Here is a 20,867-nt window from a genome sequence, read left to right as displayed (position 1 = left end):
TTTTTTTTATCTATAGTGGGTGTTAGTGGAGAAAAGTGGAGTTTTGTGGGGTATCGCCAGCCAAAAGTTGATTGCTCATCTCCAGGCGGTTGGCGATTCTCGACTCCTGATTTCATTAACACAACATGCTGTCACCTGTGCGAAATGGTGCCAGTATCCGGTAAAGGGGCCTCATGTTTCGCGGTGCGACATCTTTGAATATGGATGCCAAAGGCAGGCTGGCTGTGCCAGCCAAGCACCGTGACGCCCTGCACGCTCAAAGTGAGGGCAGTCTAGTCCTGACTGCGCATCCTCATCGTTGCTTGCTTTTATATCCCCAGCCTTCTTGGGAGCCTATTCAGTCCAAGGTGATGGCACTTTCCAGTTTTGATCGTCAATCCAGTGCTTTGCAGCGGTTGCTGGTTGGTTTTGCCGAGGATGTCGAGCTGGATAGCGCTGGTCGTTTACTGGTTTCACCGGTGCTGCGGGAATTTGCCGGGCTGGAGAAGCAGGTGATGCTGGTGGGGCAGGGTAGCCATTTCGAGTTGTGGGGGATGGAGGCTTGGCGCGCTCAGTTGCAGCAAGTGATGGCAGCCGAGAATATGGAGTTGCCGGCCGAGTTGGAGGGCTTCTCGCTGTGAGTGCAGGCATTCGCCATGTACCCGCTCCCCAGGTTTCTCAGCATGTAACGGTTTTGTTGGACGAGGCAGTGGAGGCGCTGGCGATCAAGCCCGATGGCATTTATGTCGACGGTACGTTTGGTCGCGGCGGACATAGTCGCCAAATACTGGAGCAACTGGGGTCGCAAGGGCATTTGATCGCGTTGGATCGTGATTTGGCTGCCATTGAGGCGGCGCGGAATATCCAGGATGCGCGATTCACGATCGTCCATAGTCATTTTGCTGCCATGGCACAAGTTCTGGCAGATCTTAATATTCAACGAGTAGATGGTGTGTTGCTTGATCTGGGGATTTCTTCTCCGCAGATCGACGAGGGCGAGCGCGGCTTCAGCTTCAGGTTTGATGGCCCGCTTGATATGCGTATGGATCAAAGTCGTGGGCAGACTGCCGCCGAGTTTATTGCGACGGCGACTGAACAGGAATTGACGGGGGTAATCAAGGAATATGGTGAAGAACGGTTTGCTAAACAGGTTGCAAGGGCGATTGTTGCGCAGCGCACAGGAGGGATGGTCATCTCCACTACCGGACAACTTGCCAAGATCGTGGCAGGGGCGGTCCCCAAAATCGAGCCTGGCCAAGACCCGGCGACGCGCACCTTTCAAGCTCTACGGATTTTCATCAATCAGGAGCTTGAGGAATTGTCGCTGACGCTTCCTCAGTGTTTATCTGTGCTTGCTCCGCAAGGGCGCTTGGCTGTGATCAGTTTTCATTCACTGGAGGATCGCATCGTTAAGCGCTTTGTGCGTGCCGAGCAAGACAGGGACGACTTGCCTGCCAATTTCCCGGTACGTGCCAAGGACTTGCCACAGCCACGCTTGGTGGCGGTTGGTCGTGCCATTCGCCCAAGTGAAGCTGAGGTGAAGCGTAACCCTCGCTCGCGTAGCGCGGTGCTGCGCGTCGCGGAAAGAACAGCGGTGCAATGATGGTGAAGCTCAACCTGATCCTTTTCTTGGTGGTCATTGTGGCGGCGCTAGGCGTGATTACGTCACAACACAAGGCGCGCAAGCTGTATATCGAGTTGCAGCAACAAGAGGAAATGGCGAAGCAGTACGAGATTGAGTGGGGGCAATTGCAGTTGGAGCAAAGCACCTGGGCCATGCATTCCCGTATTGAGCGAATTGCTGAGAAGCGCCTGAATATGCAGGTGCCTGATCCTGCTCGTATACAGGTGGTGGCACCATGATGCACGCGATGCGCACCCGTGGCGTTGGTTCTAAACCACGCGTGGTAGTCAGGCTGCCAGTTTGGCGTCGCCGTTTGTTGTTGGCGATGGTGCTGGGTGGTTTTGCCGTTCTGCTGGGGCGCAGTGTGTATTTGCAAAGTGTGCATAAATCATTCTTGCAGCAAAAAGGCGATGCGCGTTACAGCCGCTTACTGAGCTTGCCTGCGCATCGTGGCAAGATTACGGATCGCTATGGCGAGCCGCTGGCGATCAGCACGCCGGTTGAATCTATCTGGGCCAGTCCGCCCGATGTGAAGGCAACACCTGAGCAGCTGACAAAGCTAGCGACCATACTCAAGCTCAAGCGGGAAGTGGTTAAAGCCAAGTTTGATAACACGCAGCGCGAGTTTGTGTACCTCAAGCGACGTTTGCCTCCAGAGCTTGCCGCACAAGTGATGGGGATCGGTATTCCTGGCGTATTCATGCAGCGTGAATACCGGCGTTACTACCCTGCTGGTGAAGTGACTGCTCACCTGGTGGGATTTACCGGCATTGATGATAACGGCCAGGAAGGCTTTGAACTGCATTCCCAAAAATGGTTATCAGGCAAAGCGGGTAGCCGCCGCGTGATCAAGGATAGACAAGGTCGTATCGTCGAAGACCTGGAGGCAGTCAAGGTGCCGCAGGATGGTCATGATTTAACGTTGTCTATTGATCGCAAGATCCAATACCTGGCCTATCGGGAATTGGCGGCTGCGGTGGAGGAACACAAGGCCAAAGCCGGTTCTGCAGTGGTGTTGGATGCCAAGACTGGCGAAGTGTTGGCCATGGCTAATGTCCCAAGTTATAACCCGAATAATCCTGTGAACCTGACGGGCGGACGATCACGTAACCGTGCCATTGTCGACACCTTTGAGCCGGGCTCCACGCTGAAGCCTTTCACGGCTGCTGCTGCCTTGGACAGTGGGCGCTACAAGCCCAGTACGTTGATCGAGACTTCGCCTGGCGCGATGCGGATTGGCACTGCCACCATTCGTGATGCACACCCGCAAGGCTTGCTCACGGTGGCGCAGGTCATACAGAAATCCTCCAATATTGGCTCCGCCAAAATGGCGCTAAGCATGGAGCCACACTATATGTGGAGCATTTACAACCAGGTGGGTTTTGGCTCTCCCACGCGTATTGGCTTCCCTGGGGAGGCTTCTGGGAAGTTGCGCAACTACAAAACCTGGCGTCCGATTGAGCAGGCCACCATGTCCTACGGGCATGGCATCAGCCTGACTTTATTGCAACTGGCGCGTGCCTATACGGTATTCACCAATGATGGCGCTGTGTTGCCGGTATCTTTGCTCAAACTCAAGGAGCCACCAGTAGGACATCAAGTCTACAAGCCAGAAAGCGCACGGCATTTAAAAGATATGATGGAAACCGTGATTATGCCTGGCGGCACCGCGCCACGGGCCCAGGTGCTGGGCTATCGCGTGGGTGGTAAGACTGGTACAGCGCATAAGCCAGGCGTAGGTGGCTACCAGGCTAATCATTATGTGTCTTCATTTGTCGGGTTTGCACCCGCATCCAATCCGCGCCTGATCATTGCCGTGATGATTGATGATCCAAGCGGCGGCAAGTATTACGGTGGTACAGTGGCTGCACCGGTATTCAGCAAGGTAATGGCCGGTGCTTTGCGTATGCTGGCTGTGCCGCAGGATGCACCGAACAATAACGTCGTCATTCCGGTAGATGATCTGCCTGAAATCAAGGAGGTGGTATGAGCCTGCCTAGCCTTGATGTAAACCATTTCACTGGTATTACCTCTGATAGCCGCCAAGTGAAGGCTGGCAACCTGTTTCTTGCTTATCCAGGTGAACAGGCCGATGGACGTTGCTTTATTGAGCAGGCCATTGCGCAAGGCGCTACGGGCGTACTTTGGGAGCTGGAGGGTTTTGACTGGAACCCTGCATGGAGTGTACTCAACCAGCCTATTTCTGGCCTGCGGCAGCAAGCAAGCCAAGTTGCCGGGGAGTTTTACGGTCATCCATCGCGTACGCTCTGGATGATAGGTGTGACTGGCACAAATGGCAAAACCTCTTGCAGCCACTGGCTCGCACAGGTATTCAATGCCTTGCAGCGCAAGGCAGTTGTGATTGGCACGTTGGGTAATGGCTTCCCAGGTGCTTTATCTGTTGCTGTTAATACCACACCTGATCCTATCCACTTGCAAGCCATGCTTGCAGACTACTTGCAAGCCGGTGCTGAAGTTGCAGCGATGGAAGTGTCTTCGCACGGCCTGGATCAAGGCCGCGTGAGTGGTGTGGCCTTCAAGGTAGCGGTGTTGACCAACCTTACGCGTGACCACCTAGATTATCACGGCGACATGGCCAGCTACGCTGATGCTAAGCGCAAATTATTTAATGTCGACGGTTTACAAATGGCTATCCTCAACCAGGATGACGCGTTTGGCCGGGAGCTGCTAAGCGAGCTTAAATCCCGCGGTCAGCCAGTCTTGAGCTATGGCTTGAGCGGTGGCGATGTACGCGGACATGATCTTTATTTCGACGCAGATGGTTTGCATATGCAAGTGCAGACCCCGCAAGGTGCCGCAACGGTGCATGCCAAGCTGGTGGGCCGTTTCAATGCCAGTAATCTGCTCGCGGTGCTTGCGACATTGCTGGCTTCAGGCGTTGAGTTACAAGATGCCGTGCGTGTGCTGGCTGATATTCGTCCTGCACCAGGCCGCATGCAGCAGTTGGGTGGTGGTGATCAACCGCTGGTGGTGGTGGATTATGCCCATACGCCCGATGCCTTGGAAAAAGCACTGTTAGCCTTGCGCGAGCAAGCCAAGGCTGAGCTGGTCTGTGTATTTGGTTGTGGTGGTGATAGAGATAAAGGTAAGCGCCCACTCATGGCGGAGGTTGCATCAAGGTTGGCAGATAAGGTGGTGGTGACTTCGGATAATCCGCGCAGTGAAGAGCCAGCAGCGATCATCAATGAGGTGGTGAAAGGCTTACATGGGTTGGCGCAAGTGGAGCCAGATCGCGAACGCGCTATTGCCCAGGCAATCAAGTCTGCCCAGGCAGGAGATGTTGTACTGATTGCGGGCAAGGGCCATGAGGATTACCAGGAAATCGCTGGTGTGCGCTATCCATTCAACGATGCTGCCGTGGCGGCTAGTGCACTGGGAGTCGCGGCATGATGTATTTGTCTGAAATTGCTAAGGCGACGGGCGGCACCCTATTAGGAGAGGATGTACTGATTCAGTCTGTCGGTACCGACAGCCGTAAGCTGGAAGCCGGGCAATTGTTTGTTGCGCTCAAGGGAGAGCATTTTGACGGCCATGATTATGCCCGCGATGTATTGAAGCAGGGGGCGGTAGCCGTATTGTTGTCGCATGAGGTTGATGCGTTGCCTGCAGTCTTGGTGAATGACACACGCTTGGCGCTTGGTCGCCTGGCCGCTTATTGGCGACAAAAATTCAGCATTCCTGTGGTGGCGATTACCGGCAGCAACGGCAAGACCAGCGTCAAGGAAATGCTGGCGGCTATCTTGCGTGTTGCGGCAGGTTCGGAAGATGCCGTGCTCGCAACCCAAGGCAATCTCAATAATGATCTCGGCTTGCCACTGACCCTGCTGCGCTTGCGCGGAACGCACCGTTACGCCGTGGTGGAGATGGGCATGAACCATGCTGGCGAGATTAGTTACCTCACGCAGATTGGCTGCCCCGATGTGGCTCTGATCAATAACGCAACCTCTGCGCACCTTGGTGGCCTGGGGTCAGTCGAAGGTGTGGCAAAAGCCAAAGGTGAAATTTTCGAGGGCTTGGTAGTCGATGGTACGGCAGTCATCAATATGGATGATGCCTTTGCAGGTTTCTGGCAAACATTGGCTGCTGGGCACAAGGTACTCACATTTGGTCTCAATGCAGGCGCAGATGTCACGGCAGAATATAGGCTGGAGGCCGATGGTAGCGAGGTGCATTTATCTACACCAACTGGTGAGCAATCATTCCGTTTGCCTGTACCAGGTTTGCACAATATTAGGAATGCATTGGCCGCCACTGCCGCAGCGTTATCCGTCGGGGCATCGCTGGATGCAATCGCAACGGGGCTAAGCGGCTTTGGTGGCGTCAAGGGGCGGTTGCAGCGTAAGCCCGGCCAGCAAGGTGCCTTGATCATTGATGACACTTACAACGCTAACCCTGCCTCTATGCGCGCCGCCGTTGATGTGTTGGCCCGCCAGCCTGGCAAGCGCTTGTTGGTGATGGGCGATATGGGTGAGCTTGGCGAGAACGAGCAGGCATTACATGCCGAGCTTGGAGTTTATGCCAAGGCAGCCGGACTGGATGGCTTGTATGCATTGGGCGCATTGGCTGGGCAGGCAGTCCAGGCTTATGGCAGCGGGGCTAGCCACTATGACACGGTTGAATCGCTGACGACAGCATTACTGCCTGAACTGGCACCTGATACCACGGTCCTGGTCAAGGGCTCGCGTTTTATGCGCATGGAGCGGGTCGTCGACCTGCTGCAAGAACAAAAGGAGAACCATCATGTTGCTTGAACTCGCTCGCTGGCTGGCCCAGGATATTCGCGGCTTCAATGTGTTCAATTACATCACCTTGCGTGCTGTGCTTGCGACATTGACGGCATTGGCTATCTCTTTCCTAGTCGGGCCTGCCCTGATTCGCAAGTTGACCGAATACAAGGTGGGCCAATCCGTACGTGATGATGGCCCGCAAACCCACTTGGTGAAGGCAGGTACACCTACCATGGGCGGTGCATTGATCTTGATTGCGATTGCAGTCTCGACCTTGCTTTGGGCAGACCTGACCAATCGCTTTGTCTGGGTTGTGCTGATCACGACCCTAGGGTTCGGTGTGATTGGCCTGGTGGATGATTGGCGCAAGGTGGTTTACCGCAACCCCAAGGGCTTGTCCGCCAAGGCTAAATACTTCTGGCAATCATTGATCGGTGCGGGTGTCGCGGTTTATTTGTTTTACACCGCGACGGTGCCTGCTGAAACCGAATTGATCGTGCCATTCTTCAAGCATTTGGTGCTGCCATTGGGCGTGGTGAGCTTCATCGTCCTGACTTATTTCGTTATCGTCGGCACCAGCAATGCCGTCAACCTCACTGATGGCCTGGATGGCCTCGCCATCATGCCAACTGTAATGGTGGCGAGTGCATTGGCCGTTTTCGCCTATGTGGCGGGCCACCTGTATTTCTCCAAGTATCTTGGTGTGCCGTATGTCCCGGGCGCAGGGGAGTTGGCCGTGTTCTGTGCCGCCATCGGTGGCGCTGGGTTGGGCTTTCTCTGGTTCAACGCTTACCCGGCAGAAGTGTTCATGGGGGATGTTGGCGCGCTGGCACTGGGGGCAGCACTGGGCACCGTTGCCGTGATCGTGCGTCAGGAAATCGTGCTGTTCATCATGGGGGGCGTGTTCGTGATGGAAACTATTTCAGTGATGTTGCAAGTCGGTTCATTCAAGCTCACTGGCAAGCGGATTTTTCGCATGGCGCCTTTGCACCACCACTATGAGCTTAAGGGCTGGAAAGAGACGCAAGTCGTTGTCAGGTTTTGGATCATCACCATGATGCTGGTGCTGGTTGGTCTTTCTACATTGAAGCTGAGATAAGAAGCCGGTCAAGACAATATGCTGCAACTCAAGGACAAACAAGTGCTGGTGCTAGGGCTGGGTAATACCGGCCTGTCGGCATTGCGCTGGCTTGCGCGCCAGGGTGCGCGCCTGTCCGTTGCAGACACGCGTACAACGCCGCCTGGCCTGGAGGGCATCAGGCAAGAGTTTCCGGAGCTCAATATTCATTTGGGTGCATTGACTGCAGCGGCATTTGAACATGCAGAGTTGATCGTGGTCAGCCCGGGTATTCCTGTTGCTGAGCCTGAAATCCAGGCCGCTATCGCGCGTGGTGTCCCGGTTGTAGGTGATGTTGAGCTATTTGCCCAGGCAAAGTCGACTCATGCCAAGGTGATTGCCATTACCGGGGCTAACGGCAAAAGCACTGTTACCACGCTGGTGGGTGAAATATGCAAGGCTGCTGGCCTCAAAACCGTGGTGGCAGGCAATATCGGCCTGCCCGTGCTTGATGCCATGGATGAAGCTGCTGAGGTTTATGTGCTGGAGCTATCCAGTTTTCAATTGGAAACGACTTATAGTCTCCAGGCTGATGCAGCCACGGTGCTCAATATCAGTGAAGACCACATGGATCGTTACGAAGGCATGCAGGCCTATGCCAATGCCAAGGCACGTATTTTTGCCCATGCCAGCCTGCAAGTGCTCAATGCCGATGATGTCTGGAGCCGCGAGATGGCGATTGACGGCATAGATCAGCTGACGTTTGGCCTGGGTGTGCCTGTTAGTGATCAGGACTTTGGTTTGCTGCACGAAGCGGGTGATGTCTGGTTGGGACAAGGCCAGCGTCAATTGATGCCGGTTTCACAACTCAAGATTGCTGGCTTGCACAATGCAGCCAACGCATTAGCTGCATTGGCGTTATGCAGTGCGCTAAATATTGATGAAACCGTGGCTTTGCAAGCCTTGCGTGATTTCACAGGCCTGCCGCATCGCGTGCAGTGGGTGGCCGATGTGGATGGTGTCTCGTTCTATGATGATTCCAAGGGCACCAATGTTGGAGCTACTTGCGCAGCACTCAATGGACTGTCAAACAAAGTTGTCCTGATTGCTGGTGGTGATGGCAAGGGGCAGGATTTCAGCCCATTGCAAGCCCCCGTGGCTCAGCATGCACGTGCTGTCGTCTTGATCGGGCGCGATGCTGGCTTGATCGCTGCTGCCTTGCAGGATACAGGAGTGCAACTTGAGCCTGCAGCCAGCCTTGAAAGTGCCGTGGTGCAAGCTTTTAACCTCGCCGAGCCAGGCGATGCCGTGCTGCTATCTCCCGCCTGCGCCAGTCTGGATATGTTCCGCAATTACGTGCACCGTGCCGAGGTTTTCGTGCAGGCGGTGCATGACCTGCAAGTGAGTGAGGTGCGGGCATGAAGAACATGATGTATATGCTCAGTGGCCGTGATCGTCTGCCTTCATCCTCTTCCACTTATGACCAGGCATTGGTCTGGGTGGTCTTGTCCCTACTGGGCATTGGCCTGGTCATGGTGTATTCCGCCTCCATCGCGCTGGCCGAGGCTGACAAGATGACAGGGCATCAACCCACGTATTTCCTTGTGCGCCATAGCATATTCCTGGTGATCAGCCTGCTGGCAGGCTTGGTCGCCTTCCAGGTGCCTACGCGCTTCTGGCAGAAGATGGCCCCTTATCTATTCATGCTGGGCTTGTTCCTGTTAGTGCTGGTATTGGTTCCCGGCGTGGGGCGCAACGTCAATGGCAGCCAGCGCTGGTTGTCGCTCTTCGTGATCAATTTGCAGCCCTCTGAATTCATGAAGCTGTTTGCCGCGATTTATGTAGCCGATTACACCATCCGCAAGGCCGAGGTGATGGATAGCATCAAGCGTGGCTTCCTGCCCATGGTCGCCGTCATGGTGGTGGTGGGCTGGCTGCTGCTGCGCGAGCCTGATTTCGGCGCATTCAGCGTGATCGTTTCTATCTCGATGGCGATTCTTTGGCTGGGCGGGATTAATGGCCGTATTTTTGGCGGACTGGTGGCGTTGCTGCCGGTGGCCGTGGTGGGCCTGATTTGGAGTTCGCCATATCGCTTACAGCGCGTGATTGGCTTTATGGATCCCTGGGCCGACCCATTCGGCAAGGGCTACCAGCTGTCGCATGCCTTAATTGCCTTTGGCCGTGGTGAGTGGCTAGGCGTTGGCCTGGGTGCCAGCGTGGAAAAACTACTGTATTTGCCTGAAGCACATACTGACTTCTTGATGGCGGTGATTGCCGAGGAGCTGGGCTTTATCGGTGTCATGGTGGTGGTTGGCCTGTTTGCCTGGTTGGTGATCCGTGCCTTCCGCATCGGCAAGGAAGCGGTTGCTAATGAGCGCTACTTCTCCGCCCTGCTTGCACAAGGCATAGGCGTGTGGATAGGCGTGCAAAGCATCATCAATATCGGCGTGAACATGGGCGTGCTGCCTACCAAGGGGCTGACTTTGCCCCTGCTGTCATTCGGCGGTAGCGGCATTCTGGCGAATTGCATTGCCCTGGCAATTCTCCTGCGTATTGATTGGGAAAACAGGCGTCTTCAAAAAGGATTGCCAGCATGAGCAAAACCCTACTCATCATGGCAGCAGGCACAGGTGGACACGTGATGCCAGGACTAGCCATCGCCAAGGCCATGCAGGCACGCGGCTGGACGGTACATTGGCTAGGCACGACGCATGGCATGGAAAACCGCCTGGTGCCGCCTAGTGGCTTGCCGATGACGCAGCTTCAGTTCTCGGGCCTGCGTGGCAAGGGCTGGAAGCATAGCCTGTTGGGTATGTTCCGCTTGGTCAGTTCAACAGTGTCTGCATGGCGCTTGATGCGTACATTGAAGCCGCAGGTTGTGCTTGGCATGGGTGGCTACGTCACTGTGCCAGGAGGCTGGGCGGCGCGTGTGGCTGGTGTGCCACTAGCTTTGGTCAACGCGGATGCAGCCTTATTGATGTCGAATCGTGCGTTGGTCAAGCATGCGCGCCGTGTGTTGTTTGGTTTTGATGGTGGCGCGATCTCATTGGGCGATATGGCATTCAAGGCACGCGTGACAGGTAACCCGGTACGCGCCGAGATCATGAATATTGCAACGCCAGAGCAACGCTTCGCCCAACGGAGTGGCCCGCTGCATGTGTTGGTGGTGGGAGGCAGTCTGGGGGCGCAAGTGCTCAATGCCACTTTACCGAAGGCCTTGGCCCTGTTGCCCGCCGAACAGCGTCCGCTGGTGACGCATCAATCTGGTGCGCAGCATATTGATGCCTTGCGTGCAGCTTATGCCGCAGCTGGGGTAGAGGCCAATGTGGTGCCATTTATTGATGATATGGCCAGAGCCTATGCACAAGCCGATGTGCTGGTATGCCGCGCCGGGGCTATCACGGTGAGTGAGTTGGCTACCGCAGGTGTTGCCAGCATCCTGGTGCCACTGGTGGTTTCGACAACTTCACATCAGCGCGACAACGCGCGCTGGATGGCTGAGCACAATGCGGCGATTCATTTGCCGCAGCAGGAAATGACGCCGCAAAGGTTAGCTGGCTTGTTGCAGGAGTTAACACGCAGCCGTTTGCTGACCATTGCGCAAGCTGCGCGCGAGCTGGGAAGGCCACAGGCAACAGAGACGATAGCCAACGAACTGGAAAGTATTGCCCTGCCAGTGCAGGGAGGGACGCGCCCATGAAACATAAAGTAAAACAAGTACATTTTGTTGGTATCGGCGGCTCTGGGATGAGCGGTATCGCCGAGGTGCTGCTTAACCTGGGGTTCAGCGTGAGCGGCTCTGATCTGGCAGATAATGCGACAACACGCAGACTGGCTGGCTTTGGTGCCACCTTGCATTTGGGGCATGCGGCAGAAAACCTGGGGCAAGCGGATGTGGTGGTGATTTCCAGCGCGGTCAAGGATGATAATCCTGAGGTCGTGGCAGCACGCGAGCGCAGTATCCCTATTGTGCCGCGCGCCTTGATGCTGGCCGAGCTTATGCGCTTCCGCCAGGGCATTGCGATTGCCGGTACGCATGGCAAGACCACGACTACCAGCCTAATTGCCAGCATCCTTGCAGAGGCCGGGATGGACCCCACTTTTGTCATTGGCGGGCGGCTGGAAGCTTCTGGCAGCAATGCACGATTGGGCACAGGTGAGTTCATTGTGGCCGAGGCCGATGAGTCCGATGCTTCCTTCCTGCACCTGACCCCCATCATCTCCGTGGTTACCAATATCGATGCCGACCATATGGATACTTATGGTCACGATTTCGAGCGCCTCAAGGGGGCCTTTGTCGAATTCCTGCAACGCCTGCCGTTCTATGGCATGGCCGTGGTTTGCATTGATGATCCGAATATCCGCGCCATCTTGCCGCAAGTTTCCAAGCCGGTGATGCCGTATGGCTTCTCGGAGGAAGCGCGTATCCGTGGCAGCAATGTGCGTGCGGAGAATGGCCGCATGCATTTCACCGTGAGCCGCATCAATGGCGTGACCACCACGTTTGATGTCACGCTCAACCTGCCGGGCAAGCATTACGTGTTGAATGCGCTGGCGGCCATTGCCGTAGCAAGCGAACTTAATGTGCCTGATGCCGCGATTGTCAAAGCCCTCGCCGAGTTCAAAGGCGTGGGTCGTCGTTTCGAGCGCTACGGTGAAGTGCCAGCTAAAGATCGCGGCCGCTTCACCCTGATTGACGATTATGGACATCACCCGGTCGAAATGAATGCGGTGATTGCTGCGGCACGCGATGCCTTCCCTGGGCGCAGGCTGGTGCTGGCTTTTCAGCCGCATCGCTACACCCGTACTCGTGATTGCTTCGAGGATTTCGTCAAAGTGCTGTCCGGGGCGGACGTGGTGCTGTTGACCGAAGTGTATTCCGCAGGCGAGGCACCGATTGTGGCGGCTGATGGTCGTTCATTGGTGCGTGCGATCCGGGTTGCGGGCAAGGTTGAGCCCCTGTTCGTTGATACGCCGCAGGAGTTGCCGCAAGCCATTCTCGACATGGCGCAGGATGGTGACGTAGTGATCGTCATGGGGGCAGGTTCTATTGGACAGGTGGCGGCAAAGACCAAAGAAATGGCCTCTGTACAGCCGATGGCTCTGGAGGCTGTGCAGCCATGACGACTGTCGTGACAGGCAAGTTGCTGCATGACGAGTCGCTGGCGCGCTATACCAGCTGGCGCACGGGTGGTGCGGCTGATCGCCTGTATGTACCAGCCAGCCTCGACGATTTGCAACAGTTTCTGTCTGGCCTGCCTGCGGGCGAGCCACTGTATTTCATTGGCCTGGGTTCTAATCTGCTGGTGCGCGACGGTGGTGTCAGGGGCACTGTAATCCTGATGCATGGAGCGTTGACTGCACTGCATCAGGATCACGGTCTGGTCTATGCCGAGGCGGGTGTCACTAGTGCCAAGCTTGCCAGGTTTGCTGCACGCCAGCATTTGCATGGTGCGGAGTTCATGGCGGGGATTCCAGGCACCGTGGGTGGTGCTCTGGCAATGAATGCTGGCTGCCATGGTGGCGAAACATGGGAAATCGTCGAGCGTGTGTTGACCATAGACCGCGCTGGCGAGCTGCATGAGCGCAATCACCAGGCATTTAGCACAGCTTATCGCCATGTAGACATGCCGGTGGCAGATGAGTGGTTCGTGGCCGCTTGGTTTCGCTTGGCTGATGGCGATGCAACGGAGGCTGAAGCAAAGATCAAGCAATTGCTGGCGAGGCGCTTGGCGACACAGCCGCTCAACTTGCCCAATGCAGGGTCGGTGTTCCGCAACCCGCCGGGTGATCATGCCGCGCGACTCATAGAGGCGAGCTGCTTGAAGGGCTATCGCATAGGCGGTGCAGAGGTGTCGGAGAAACATGCCAATTTCATCGTCAACCAAGGCGAAGCAACGGCAAAGGATATTGAGCAGCTGATCCTGCATGTGCAGGCAGTGGTGAAGCAACAGCAGGGCGTGGCACTGCATCCAGAAGTGAGAGTGATTGGAGAAGATGGGCATGAGTAGGAGTTTCGGCAAGGTAGCCGTGCTGTTTGGCGGCAAGTCCGGTGAGCGCGAGGTATCGCTAAAAAGCGGTGCAGCCGTGCTGGCGGCCTTGTTGCGCGGAGGCGTAGATGCCCATGCGTTTGATCCTGCAGAGCGTGAACTGAGCGAACTGAAAGCGTTTGATCGTGTGTTTATTGCCTTGCATGGTCGCTATGGCGAGGACGGCACTATCCAGGGCGCACTCGAGTTGATGGGGATCCCCTATACCGGCAGCGGCGTGATGGCTTCCAGCGTGGGCATGGATAAATGGCGCACCAAGCTGCTGTGGCGTGCTGCCGGAGTTGTGACGCCGGAATTTGAATTAGTGAATGCCGATAGCGATTTTGCGGCGATAGAGCAGCGCTTGGGTTTGCCATTATTCGTGAAGCCTGCCAATGAAGGCTCCAGCATTGGAATCAGCAAGGTTAAGGCGGCTGGCGGTCTTCAGGCGGCTTATGAACTGGCTGCCAAGTCTGACCCTTTGGTCATTGCTGAGCAGTTTGTTGGCGGCGGCGAATATACCGTGGGCATTCTCGGTGACCAGGTGTTGCCGGTGATCCGTATTGTGCCTGCCAACGAGTTCTATGACTACGAGGCTAAATACCTGCGCGACGATACCCAATATCTCTGCCCATGTGGCCTTGATGCTGTGCTGGAAGAAAAAATCAAGGCTGAGGCCTTGCAGGCGTTCCGCGTGGTAGGCGGACAAGGCTGGGGCCGGGTGGATTTCCTCATGGATGAAGCCGGGAAGCATTATTTCCTCGAGGTGAATACGTCGCCTGGCATGACGGACCATAGCTTGGTGCCCATGGGTGCCAGGGCGATTGGGCTGAGTTTCGATGAACTGGTGCTCAAGGTGTTGGAGCTAGCGCATGTGGGATAAGCCGCGCGTCCTCAACTGGATCGCGAACCTGCTGAATGCACTGGCGGCAGTCATGTTTTTGTACGGGCTGGTGTATGTCGTTGTGCACCTGCCGATTTTCCCGCTCAAGGAAGTGCGGGTGGAAGGCAAGCTGGACCATGTGACGCGTGAGCAGATCAAGTTCATCGTCGATAGGCACTTGCAGGGTAATTTCTTCACGGTGGATGTGGTGAAGGCCAGGGATGCCTTCCAGAAGCTGCCGTGGGCACGCAAGGTCAGCGTGCGCAAGCGCTGGCCAGACCGGCTGGAAGTGGTGGTTGAAGAGCAAAAGGAACTGGCGCGCTGGGGCAATATTGCCTTGGTGAACACCTATGGCGAGTTGTTCCATGCAGCGTCGGATAGTGATTTGCCGGTGTTCTACGGGCCTGGCGATGGTGTGGCGGAAGTGGCCAAGCAATATGGCGTGTATAGCCAGATATTGGGGACAAGCACTGGCATGCATATCGCGCAGCTGGCATTGACCCCGCGCCGCGCCTGGCAGATCAAGACCAACAGCGGCATGGTGATTGAACTGGGCCGTGAAGATATGGAAACGCGTTTGCAGAAGTTTGCCAGCGTTTACAAACAGACATTGGGCGGGCTGAAAGTGGCAATCAGCTACGCCGATTTGCGCTATCCCAACGGGTTTGCCGTGCGCAAGCCTGAGGGATTGCCGCCAAAACGCAAGACAGGAGCAGCCTGAGTACTATGGAAAATTGGAGAAATAAATGAGCAGGGTCCGGGAAGATAAGAACCTGATAGTCGGGCTGGATATTGGCACCTCGAAGATCGTCGCGATTGTGGCCGAGCTACAGCTGGATGGTAGTCTCAAGGTCATCGGCTTGGGGCAAAACACTTCGCGCGGTTTGAAGAAGGGCGTGGTGGTGAATATCGACTCCACCGTACAGGCGATCCAGCGTGCGCTGGAAGAGGCTGAGCTCATGGCTGATTGCAAGATCAGTACCGTATTCACCGGCATTGCAGGCTCGCATATCAAGAGCCTCAATTCGCACGGCATGGTGAAAATCAAGGATGCCGAAGTGACGCAGATGGATGTGGATCGCGTGATCGAGACTGCGCGGGCGATCGCCTTGCCATCTGATCAGCAGATCCTGCATATCCTCACGCAGGAATTCATTATCGATGGCCAGGAAGACGTACGTGAGCCCCTGGGCATGAGCGGTATGAAGCTGGAGGTCAAGGTACATATTGTCACCGGCGCTGTTTCTGCTGCGCAGAACATCGTCAAGTGCATCAAGCGTTGTGGCCTGGAAGTGAGCGATCTTATCCTGCAACCGCTGGCATCCAGCCTGGCGGTATTGACTGAAGATGAAAAAGAACTGGGCGTGTGCCTGGTGGATATTGGCGGCGGCACAACCGACATTGCCGTGTTCAAGCAGGGCGCGATCCGCCATACCGCCGTGGTGCCGATCGCGGGTGACCAGATCACTAATGATGTGGCTGTGGCGTTCCGCACGCCGACCCAATCCGCAGAAGAGATCAAGATCAAGCATGGCTGCGCCTTGCGTCAGCTGGCCGATGCACGCGAAGTGGTGGAAGTGCCGGGAGTTGATGGCCGTGACCCGCGTCAATTGTCGGTACAGACCTTGGCGGAGGTCATCGAGCCGCGCGTGGTTGAGCTATATGAGTTTGTGCTCGGCGAATTGCGCCGTAGCGGCATGGAGGAAATGATTGCCTCCGGCATTGTGATTACAGGTGGTTCCTCCCTTATGAAGGGGATGGTGGAACTGGGTGAAGAGATTTTCCACATGCCGGTGCGCCTTGGCATGCCGCGCAATGTGGGAGGTTTGTCCGAGGTGGTAGGTAATCCGAGGTATGCCACCGGGGTGGGACTGGTATTGATGGGACAGCAGCAAGTGGAACGTCAGCTCCAGGGACAGATGGAATCCAATTCTTTCAGCCAGGTGTTGAGCCGGATGAAGAGTTGGTTCCAGGGTAATTTCTAGTAGTTAAGTAGCGTGTTTGTAAGCGATTGTGTGCAAGCAATAGTGCTTTTTTCGAGTTTAGGCAGACGTAACTTTGGAGGAATTTAACATGTTTGAGATTATGGACAGGGACTCACAAGAGGCCGTGATCAAAGTGATAGGCGTGGGTGGTTGCGGTGGTAATGCCGTGGCACACATGATTGCCAAGGAAGTTGGCGGCGTGGAATTCATTTGCGCGAATACCGATATGCAGGCCTTGAAAAAGAGCCAGGCCAAGACGGTATTGCAAATTGGTACTGACATCACCAAGGGCCTGGGGGCTGGTGCCAAGCCAGAAATTGGTCGCGAGGCTGCGCTGGAAGACCGTGACCGTATCGCCGAGATCATTGATGGCGCAGATATGCTATTCATCACTGCTGGTATGGGTGGTGGTACCGGCACTGGTGCAGCGCCTATCATTGCAGAAGTTGCCAAGGAAATGGGCATCTTGACTGTTGCCGTGGTGACCAAGCCATTCTCTTTTGAAGGCAAGCGTACCAAGGTGGCACAAGAAGGCCTGGAAGAACTTTCCAAGCACGTCGACTCTCTTATCATCATCCCCAATGAAAAGCTCATGCAAGTGTTGGGTGAAGATGTGCCATTCCTGGAAGCATTTCAGGCAGCAAACGATGTATTGCACAACGCCGTATCAGGTATTGCCGAAATCATCAATTGCCCAGGCATGGTGAACGTCGACTTTGCTGACGTACGTACGGTGATGTCCGAAATGGGCATGGCGATGATGGGTTCTGCTACAGCAACTGGTAGCGAACGCGCACGTATTGCTGCTGAGCAAGCGGTTGCCAGTCCATTGCTGGAAGACGTGAACTTGGCCAATGCGCGTGGCGTGCTGGTGAACATTACAGCAAGCACTTCCTTCAAGATGAAGGAGTACTACGATGTGATGAACACCATCAAAGAATTCACCGCTGAAGATGCCACCGTGATCGTTGGTAACGTATTTGACGAGTCCATCGGTGACGGCCTGCGTGTGACCATGGTGGCTACTGGCTTGAATGGTGCAGTAGCACGTCGCCAACAAAAGCCTGAGCTGCGTGTGATGACCCAGGTGCGTGATGGTACGACTAACCAGCCTGTCTACATGGGTGGCATGGATGACGAAGGCCCTGCAGTATTCAGTTCCAATGGCCGTCGTGCCCAAGTGGAAGCCATGAAGATGTCAGGCGTGGAGGAATATGATATTCCTGCATTCCTGCGCAAGCAGGCTGACTAAGCAATAAGCCTGCACAGGCATGGTGAGGCTGGCTGCCTGCTCAGGTGGGCGCAGTGTCGCGTGTTATAATGTGGCAACTATATAGATGAGGACTCTCGCGAGAGGGACAGCAGTGCTTAAACAAAGAACACTGAAAACTGAAATCAGCGCCACCGGTGTGGGCTTGCATTCGGGCGACAAGGTTACCCTGACCTTACGCCCTGCAGCCCCTGACACTGGTATTGTATTCCGTAGGGTCGATCTGCCCGACACCGCTGAATTCAAGGTGCAGCCTCATCTCGTTACCGATACCAAGTTGTGCTCCGCGCTGGAGTGCAACGGTGCCCGGGTTGCCACGATTGAGCACCTGATGTCTGCCCTTGCCGGGTTAGGCATAGACAACATCCTCATTGAGCTGAATGCAGGCGAAGTGCCGATTATGGACGGCAGTGCCGGGCCTTTTGTATTCCTTCTGCAACAGGCCGGCATTGTCGAACAACCTGCGATGAAGAAATTCATCCGTATCAAGAAAACCGTTGAATATCACGAAGGCGATAAATGGGTGCGTTTCGACCCTTATTTCGGCTTCAAGCTCGACTTCACCATTGATTTTAACCATCCTGCCGTGGAGCATACCGGGCAAAAAATCACCATTGATTTTGCTGATAACTCCTATATCAAGGAAATTAGCCGTGCCCGTACCTTCGGCTTCATGCATGAAGTCGAGGCATTACGCTCTATGGGCCTAGCCCGTGGTGGCAGTCTGGATAATGCCATCGTGCTGGATGAGTATCGCGTATTAAATAACGATGGTTTGCGTTATGACGATGAGTTCGTCAAACATAAAATGCTTGATGCTATTGGTGATCTTTATGTTCTGGGCCATCCACTCATTGGCGCATTTAGCGCTTTCAAGGCTGGTCACTACATGAACAATCAGTTGCTGCGCACCTTGCTTGCTGACAGTGACGCCTGGGAGTACGCGACTTTCGACAAGTTCGAGGAAGCGCCCGGAGCCTTCCAAACGCCAATCGGCATGCCGCCGGCCCTGCAATACGTCTAAGCCATGCTGGTCTTACGCATACTGCTGATACTGGGGCTGATCTCGGTCGCGGTGTCGCTGGGTATTTACGTCATTTCAGGTGACAAGCGTTATCTCAAGTTCACTTGGCAACTCGTCAAGTTCACCTTGGTCTTGCTCATGGTGGTCGCCTTGGTTATTGCCATGGGTCGTATCGTTCTCTATTAGCTTGCGCAAAGGGCCGCCATCCGGTGGATGGCTATGCTATCCTTGGTCAAGCGTCATGGTTTGGGTATACACAATGCAGTTAAGTAAGTTTGGTGTTGCCCTGGCACGCTTGCCAGGGGGAATTGGCAGGAGGCTATTCGCTTCATGCTTGTTGATGGGCTTGCTCGCCTGTGGTCAAGTTGTCCATGCTGACAGCCCTGATGACCTGTTCCTGAGTGCCCGTAATGCCTACAACACGCGAAATCTCAATGCGTTGACCTCTGCTTCCCAAGCCCTGCATGCGCAACGCTATATTCTTGCTCCTTATACCGATTATTGGCGTTTTTTACTTGATCTTAACCAGGCCGATAAAGCCTCGATACGGGCTTTCTTGGAGCAGTATCGCGATGCCCCATTTGCTGATCGCCTGCGCGGGGAATGGTTAAAAGTGCTTGCCCGGCGGCAGGACTGGAGTACTTTTTTCGAGGAATACCCCAAGCTTCAGCGCGATGATATGGCGGTGAGTTGCTATGCTGCTGATGGCGGCATCCAGCAGGGGCAGGAATCGGCTGTACGAGATGGCAAGGCGCTGTGGATGACGGGCAATGAGTTGCCTGCTAATTGTGGCGCCGTCTTTGAACGGTTGCAGACCGGCGGGGTCTTGCGCGAGGAAGATATCTGGGCACGTACTCGCTTGCTGTTGCAAGGTTCCAAGATGACGGTCGCCAAGACTGTGCTGCAACGATTGCCGAATATCGACAATAATAATCTCAAGCTATTGGACAAGGCCTACCAGAACCCGCAGCAAGTGCTGGAAAAACGCCAGATTAGCTTCAAGAGCCGATTGGGCAAGGAGCTTAATCTCTATGCACTGGAACGCCTGAGTCGTAGCCAGCCTGCGTTGGCGTTGGATCTATGGGAAAAGCTGCATACTAACTTTGATGTCGCTGATCGTGATTATTTCTGGGGCCGTTTCGCTTTGCATGCCGCCCGCAAACACGACCCTGCGGCACTCACTTATTTCCAGAGGGCTGGAAGCGCGGTGCTGGACAAGGATCAACAAGAGTGGAAAGCCAGGGCCGCCATGCGTGCTGGTGACTGGAAAGCGTTGCAGTTGACCATCGCGGTGATGCCGGAATCTCAGCAGGAAGAGCAAGTCTGGCAATACTGGAAGGCCCGTGCACTCAAGGAGCAAAAGCAGATTGTTGCGGCTAATCTGATCCTGGTGAAGCTCTCCAGGGAAAACACTTACTACGGACTATTGGCAGAAGAGGAAATGGGTGATGTGATTACCGCGACTCCTGCACCTTATAAAGCCAATGCAGAAGAGATACGGGCGGTATTGGATAACGCGGGTATCCAGCGTGCCTTGGCATTGCGTCGGCTGGAAATGCGTACAGAGTCCCGGGACGAATGGCGCTATGCCAGCCGTGATTTCGACGACAAGCAATTGATCGCCACCGCGGAAATTGCCTTCCGCGAGGGATGGTATGACGTGGCGATCAGTACGGCTGATCGCACCAAGCTACTGCATGATTTTGCCTTGCGTTATCCTGCACCTTACCGTGACATTATGCAGGGCTATGCGGCCGACAATTCACTGGATGAAGCCTGGATCTATGGCTTGATCCGCCAGGAAAGCCGCTTTGTTAGTTGGGCCAAATCGGTGGTGGGCGCCTCCGGCCTCATGCAGGTGATGCCAGAAACTGCCAAGTGGATTGCCAAGCGCATGGGTATGGGTGATTACAAACCCGCCATGATTAACCAACTTGATACCAACCTGAAGTTTGGTACGCACTACCTGCGCTATACCATGGACAGGATGGATCAGCAGCCATTGATGGCGACCGCAGCCTACAATGCAGGGCCGGGTAGGCCCAAGCGCTGGGCTTCGGACAAGCCATTGGAAGGTGCCGTGTATGCAGAAACCATCCCCTTCAGCGAAACGCGCGATTACGTGAAAAAAGTACTGGGCAACTCCATGTATTACTCACAGCAGTTGGGCACCAAGCCCCAGAGCTTGAAACAGCGCCTGGGCGTAGTGCCTGGCGTGGGAGAGCCTATTAATCCGGAACAAGATTAACCCTGATTCAGACAGGACAA

19 protein-coding genes are annotated in these 20,867 nt (G+C 55.2%); all 19 read left to right on the top strand.

All coding sequences use genetic code 11. The features are described 5' to 3' along the window. Positions 1–173: 173 nt before the first annotated feature. Complete coding sequence (mraZ, locus tag LG202_RS13850; protein WP_230348971.1) at positions 174–620, top strand: division/cell wall cluster transcriptional repressor MraZ; 447 nt, start codon at positions 174–176, stop codon at positions 618–620. After that, on the top strand, positions 617–1,582 hold the full coding sequence (gene rsmH, locus LG202_RS13845) for a 16S rRNA (cytosine(1402)-N(4))-methyltransferase RsmH (RefSeq protein WP_230348970.1): 966 nt from the start codon (positions 617–619) through the stop codon (positions 1,580–1,582). The genes mraZ and rsmH overlap by 4 nt, the downstream gene beginning before the upstream one ends. After that, entirely contained in the window at positions 1,579–1,842 is a 264-nt protein-coding gene (gene ftsL, locus LG202_RS13840; protein WP_459725015.1) for a cell division protein FtsL, read from the top strand. The genes rsmH and ftsL overlap by 4 nt, the downstream gene beginning before the upstream one ends. Then, positions 1,839–3,593, top strand: coding sequence for a peptidoglycan D,D-transpeptidase FtsI family protein (locus LG202_RS13835; protein WP_230348969.1), 1,755 nt, complete (start codon positions 1,839–1,841; stop codon positions 3,591–3,593). The genes ftsL and LG202_RS13835 overlap by 4 nt, the downstream gene beginning before the upstream one ends. Then, entirely contained in the window at positions 3,590–5,014 is a 1,425-nt protein-coding gene (locus LG202_RS13830; RefSeq protein ID WP_230348968.1) for a UDP-N-acetylmuramoyl-L-alanyl-D-glutamate--2,6-diaminopimelate ligase, read from the top strand. Before LG202_RS13835 ends, LG202_RS13830 begins: the two co-directional genes overlap by 4 nt. After that, on the top strand, positions 5,011–6,375 hold the full coding sequence (locus LG202_RS13825; protein WP_230348967.1) for a UDP-N-acetylmuramoyl-tripeptide--D-alanyl-D-alanine ligase: 1,365 nt from the start codon (positions 5,011–5,013) through the stop codon (positions 6,373–6,375). The genes LG202_RS13830 and LG202_RS13825 overlap by 4 nt, the downstream gene beginning before the upstream one ends. After that, complete coding sequence (mraY, locus tag LG202_RS13820) at positions 6,365–7,450, top strand: phospho-N-acetylmuramoyl-pentapeptide-transferase (protein WP_230348966.1); 1,086 nt, start codon at positions 6,365–6,367, stop codon at positions 7,448–7,450. The genes LG202_RS13825 and mraY overlap by 11 nt, the downstream gene beginning before the upstream one ends. An 18-nt stretch (positions 7,451–7,468) precedes the next feature. Next, entirely contained in the window at positions 7,469–8,830 is a 1,362-nt protein-coding gene (murD, locus tag LG202_RS13815; RefSeq protein WP_230348965.1) for a UDP-N-acetylmuramoyl-L-alanine--D-glutamate ligase, read from the top strand. Continuing rightward, positions 8,827–10,005: a putative lipid II flippase FtsW gene (gene ftsW / locus LG202_RS13810; RefSeq protein WP_459725011.1), complete on the top strand. Its 1,179-nt coding sequence runs from the start codon at positions 8,827–8,829 to the stop codon at positions 10,003–10,005. The genes murD and ftsW overlap by 4 nt, the downstream gene beginning before the upstream one ends. Next, entirely contained in the window at positions 10,002–11,108 is a 1,107-nt protein-coding gene (murG, locus tag LG202_RS13805) for an undecaprenyldiphospho-muramoylpentapeptide beta-N-acetylglucosaminyltransferase (protein WP_230348964.1), read from the top strand. Before ftsW ends, murG begins: the two co-directional genes overlap by 4 nt. Continuing rightward, positions 11,105–12,532: a UDP-N-acetylmuramate--L-alanine ligase gene (gene murC / locus LG202_RS13800; protein ID WP_230348963.1), complete on the top strand. Its 1,428-nt coding sequence runs from the start codon at positions 11,105–11,107 to the stop codon at positions 12,530–12,532. The genes murG and murC overlap by 4 nt, the downstream gene beginning before the upstream one ends. Next, positions 12,529–13,419: a UDP-N-acetylmuramate dehydrogenase gene (gene murB / locus LG202_RS13795; protein ID WP_230348962.1), complete on the top strand. Its 891-nt coding sequence runs from the start codon at positions 12,529–12,531 to the stop codon at positions 13,417–13,419. Before murC ends, murB begins: the two co-directional genes overlap by 4 nt. After that, positions 13,412–14,320 (top strand): D-alanine--D-alanine ligase, encoded by a 909-nt coding sequence (locus tag LG202_RS13790; protein ID WP_230348961.1) that lies wholly within the window; start codon positions 13,412–13,414, stop codon positions 14,318–14,320. The genes murB and LG202_RS13790 overlap by 8 nt, the downstream gene beginning before the upstream one ends. Further along, entirely contained in the window at positions 14,310–15,041 is a 732-nt protein-coding gene (locus tag LG202_RS13785; RefSeq protein WP_230348960.1) for a cell division protein FtsQ/DivIB, read from the top strand. The genes LG202_RS13790 and LG202_RS13785 overlap by 11 nt, the downstream gene beginning before the upstream one ends. A 25-nt stretch (positions 15,042–15,066) precedes the next feature. After that, positions 15,067–16,305 (top strand): cell division protein FtsA, encoded by a 1,239-nt coding sequence (gene ftsA / locus LG202_RS13780; protein ID WP_230348959.1) that lies wholly within the window; start codon positions 15,067–15,069, stop codon positions 16,303–16,305. An 88-nt stretch (positions 16,306–16,393) separates the two neighbouring features. Next, a complete protein-coding gene (gene ftsZ, locus LG202_RS13775; RefSeq protein ID WP_230348958.1) occupies positions 16,394–17,557 on the top strand; it encodes a cell division protein FtsZ in 1,164 nt (387 codons plus the stop codon). Positions 17,558–17,669: 112 nt separating this feature from the next. Further along, entirely contained in the window at positions 17,670–18,599 is a 930-nt protein-coding gene (lpxC, locus tag LG202_RS13770; RefSeq protein WP_230348957.1) for a UDP-3-O-acyl-N-acetylglucosamine deacetylase, read from the top strand. Positions 18,600–18,602: 3 nt separating this feature from the next. Then, on the top strand, positions 18,603–18,785 hold the full coding sequence (locus tag LG202_RS13765) for a hypothetical protein (RefSeq protein WP_230348956.1): 183 nt from the start codon (positions 18,603–18,605) through the stop codon (positions 18,783–18,785). 73 nt (positions 18,786–18,858) lie between these two features. After that, positions 18,859–20,847, top strand: a complete 1,989-nt coding sequence (locus tag LG202_RS13760; RefSeq protein WP_230348955.1) for a transglycosylase SLT domain-containing protein — start codon at positions 18,859–18,861, stop codon at positions 20,845–20,847. Positions 20,848–20,867: the final 20 nt, after the last annotated feature.

This window comes from Methylobacillus methanolivorans (assembly GCF_054588515.1).
The sequence above is the reverse complement of the archived record's forward strand: the minus strand, read 5'-3'. Positions and strand labels throughout refer to the sequence as shown.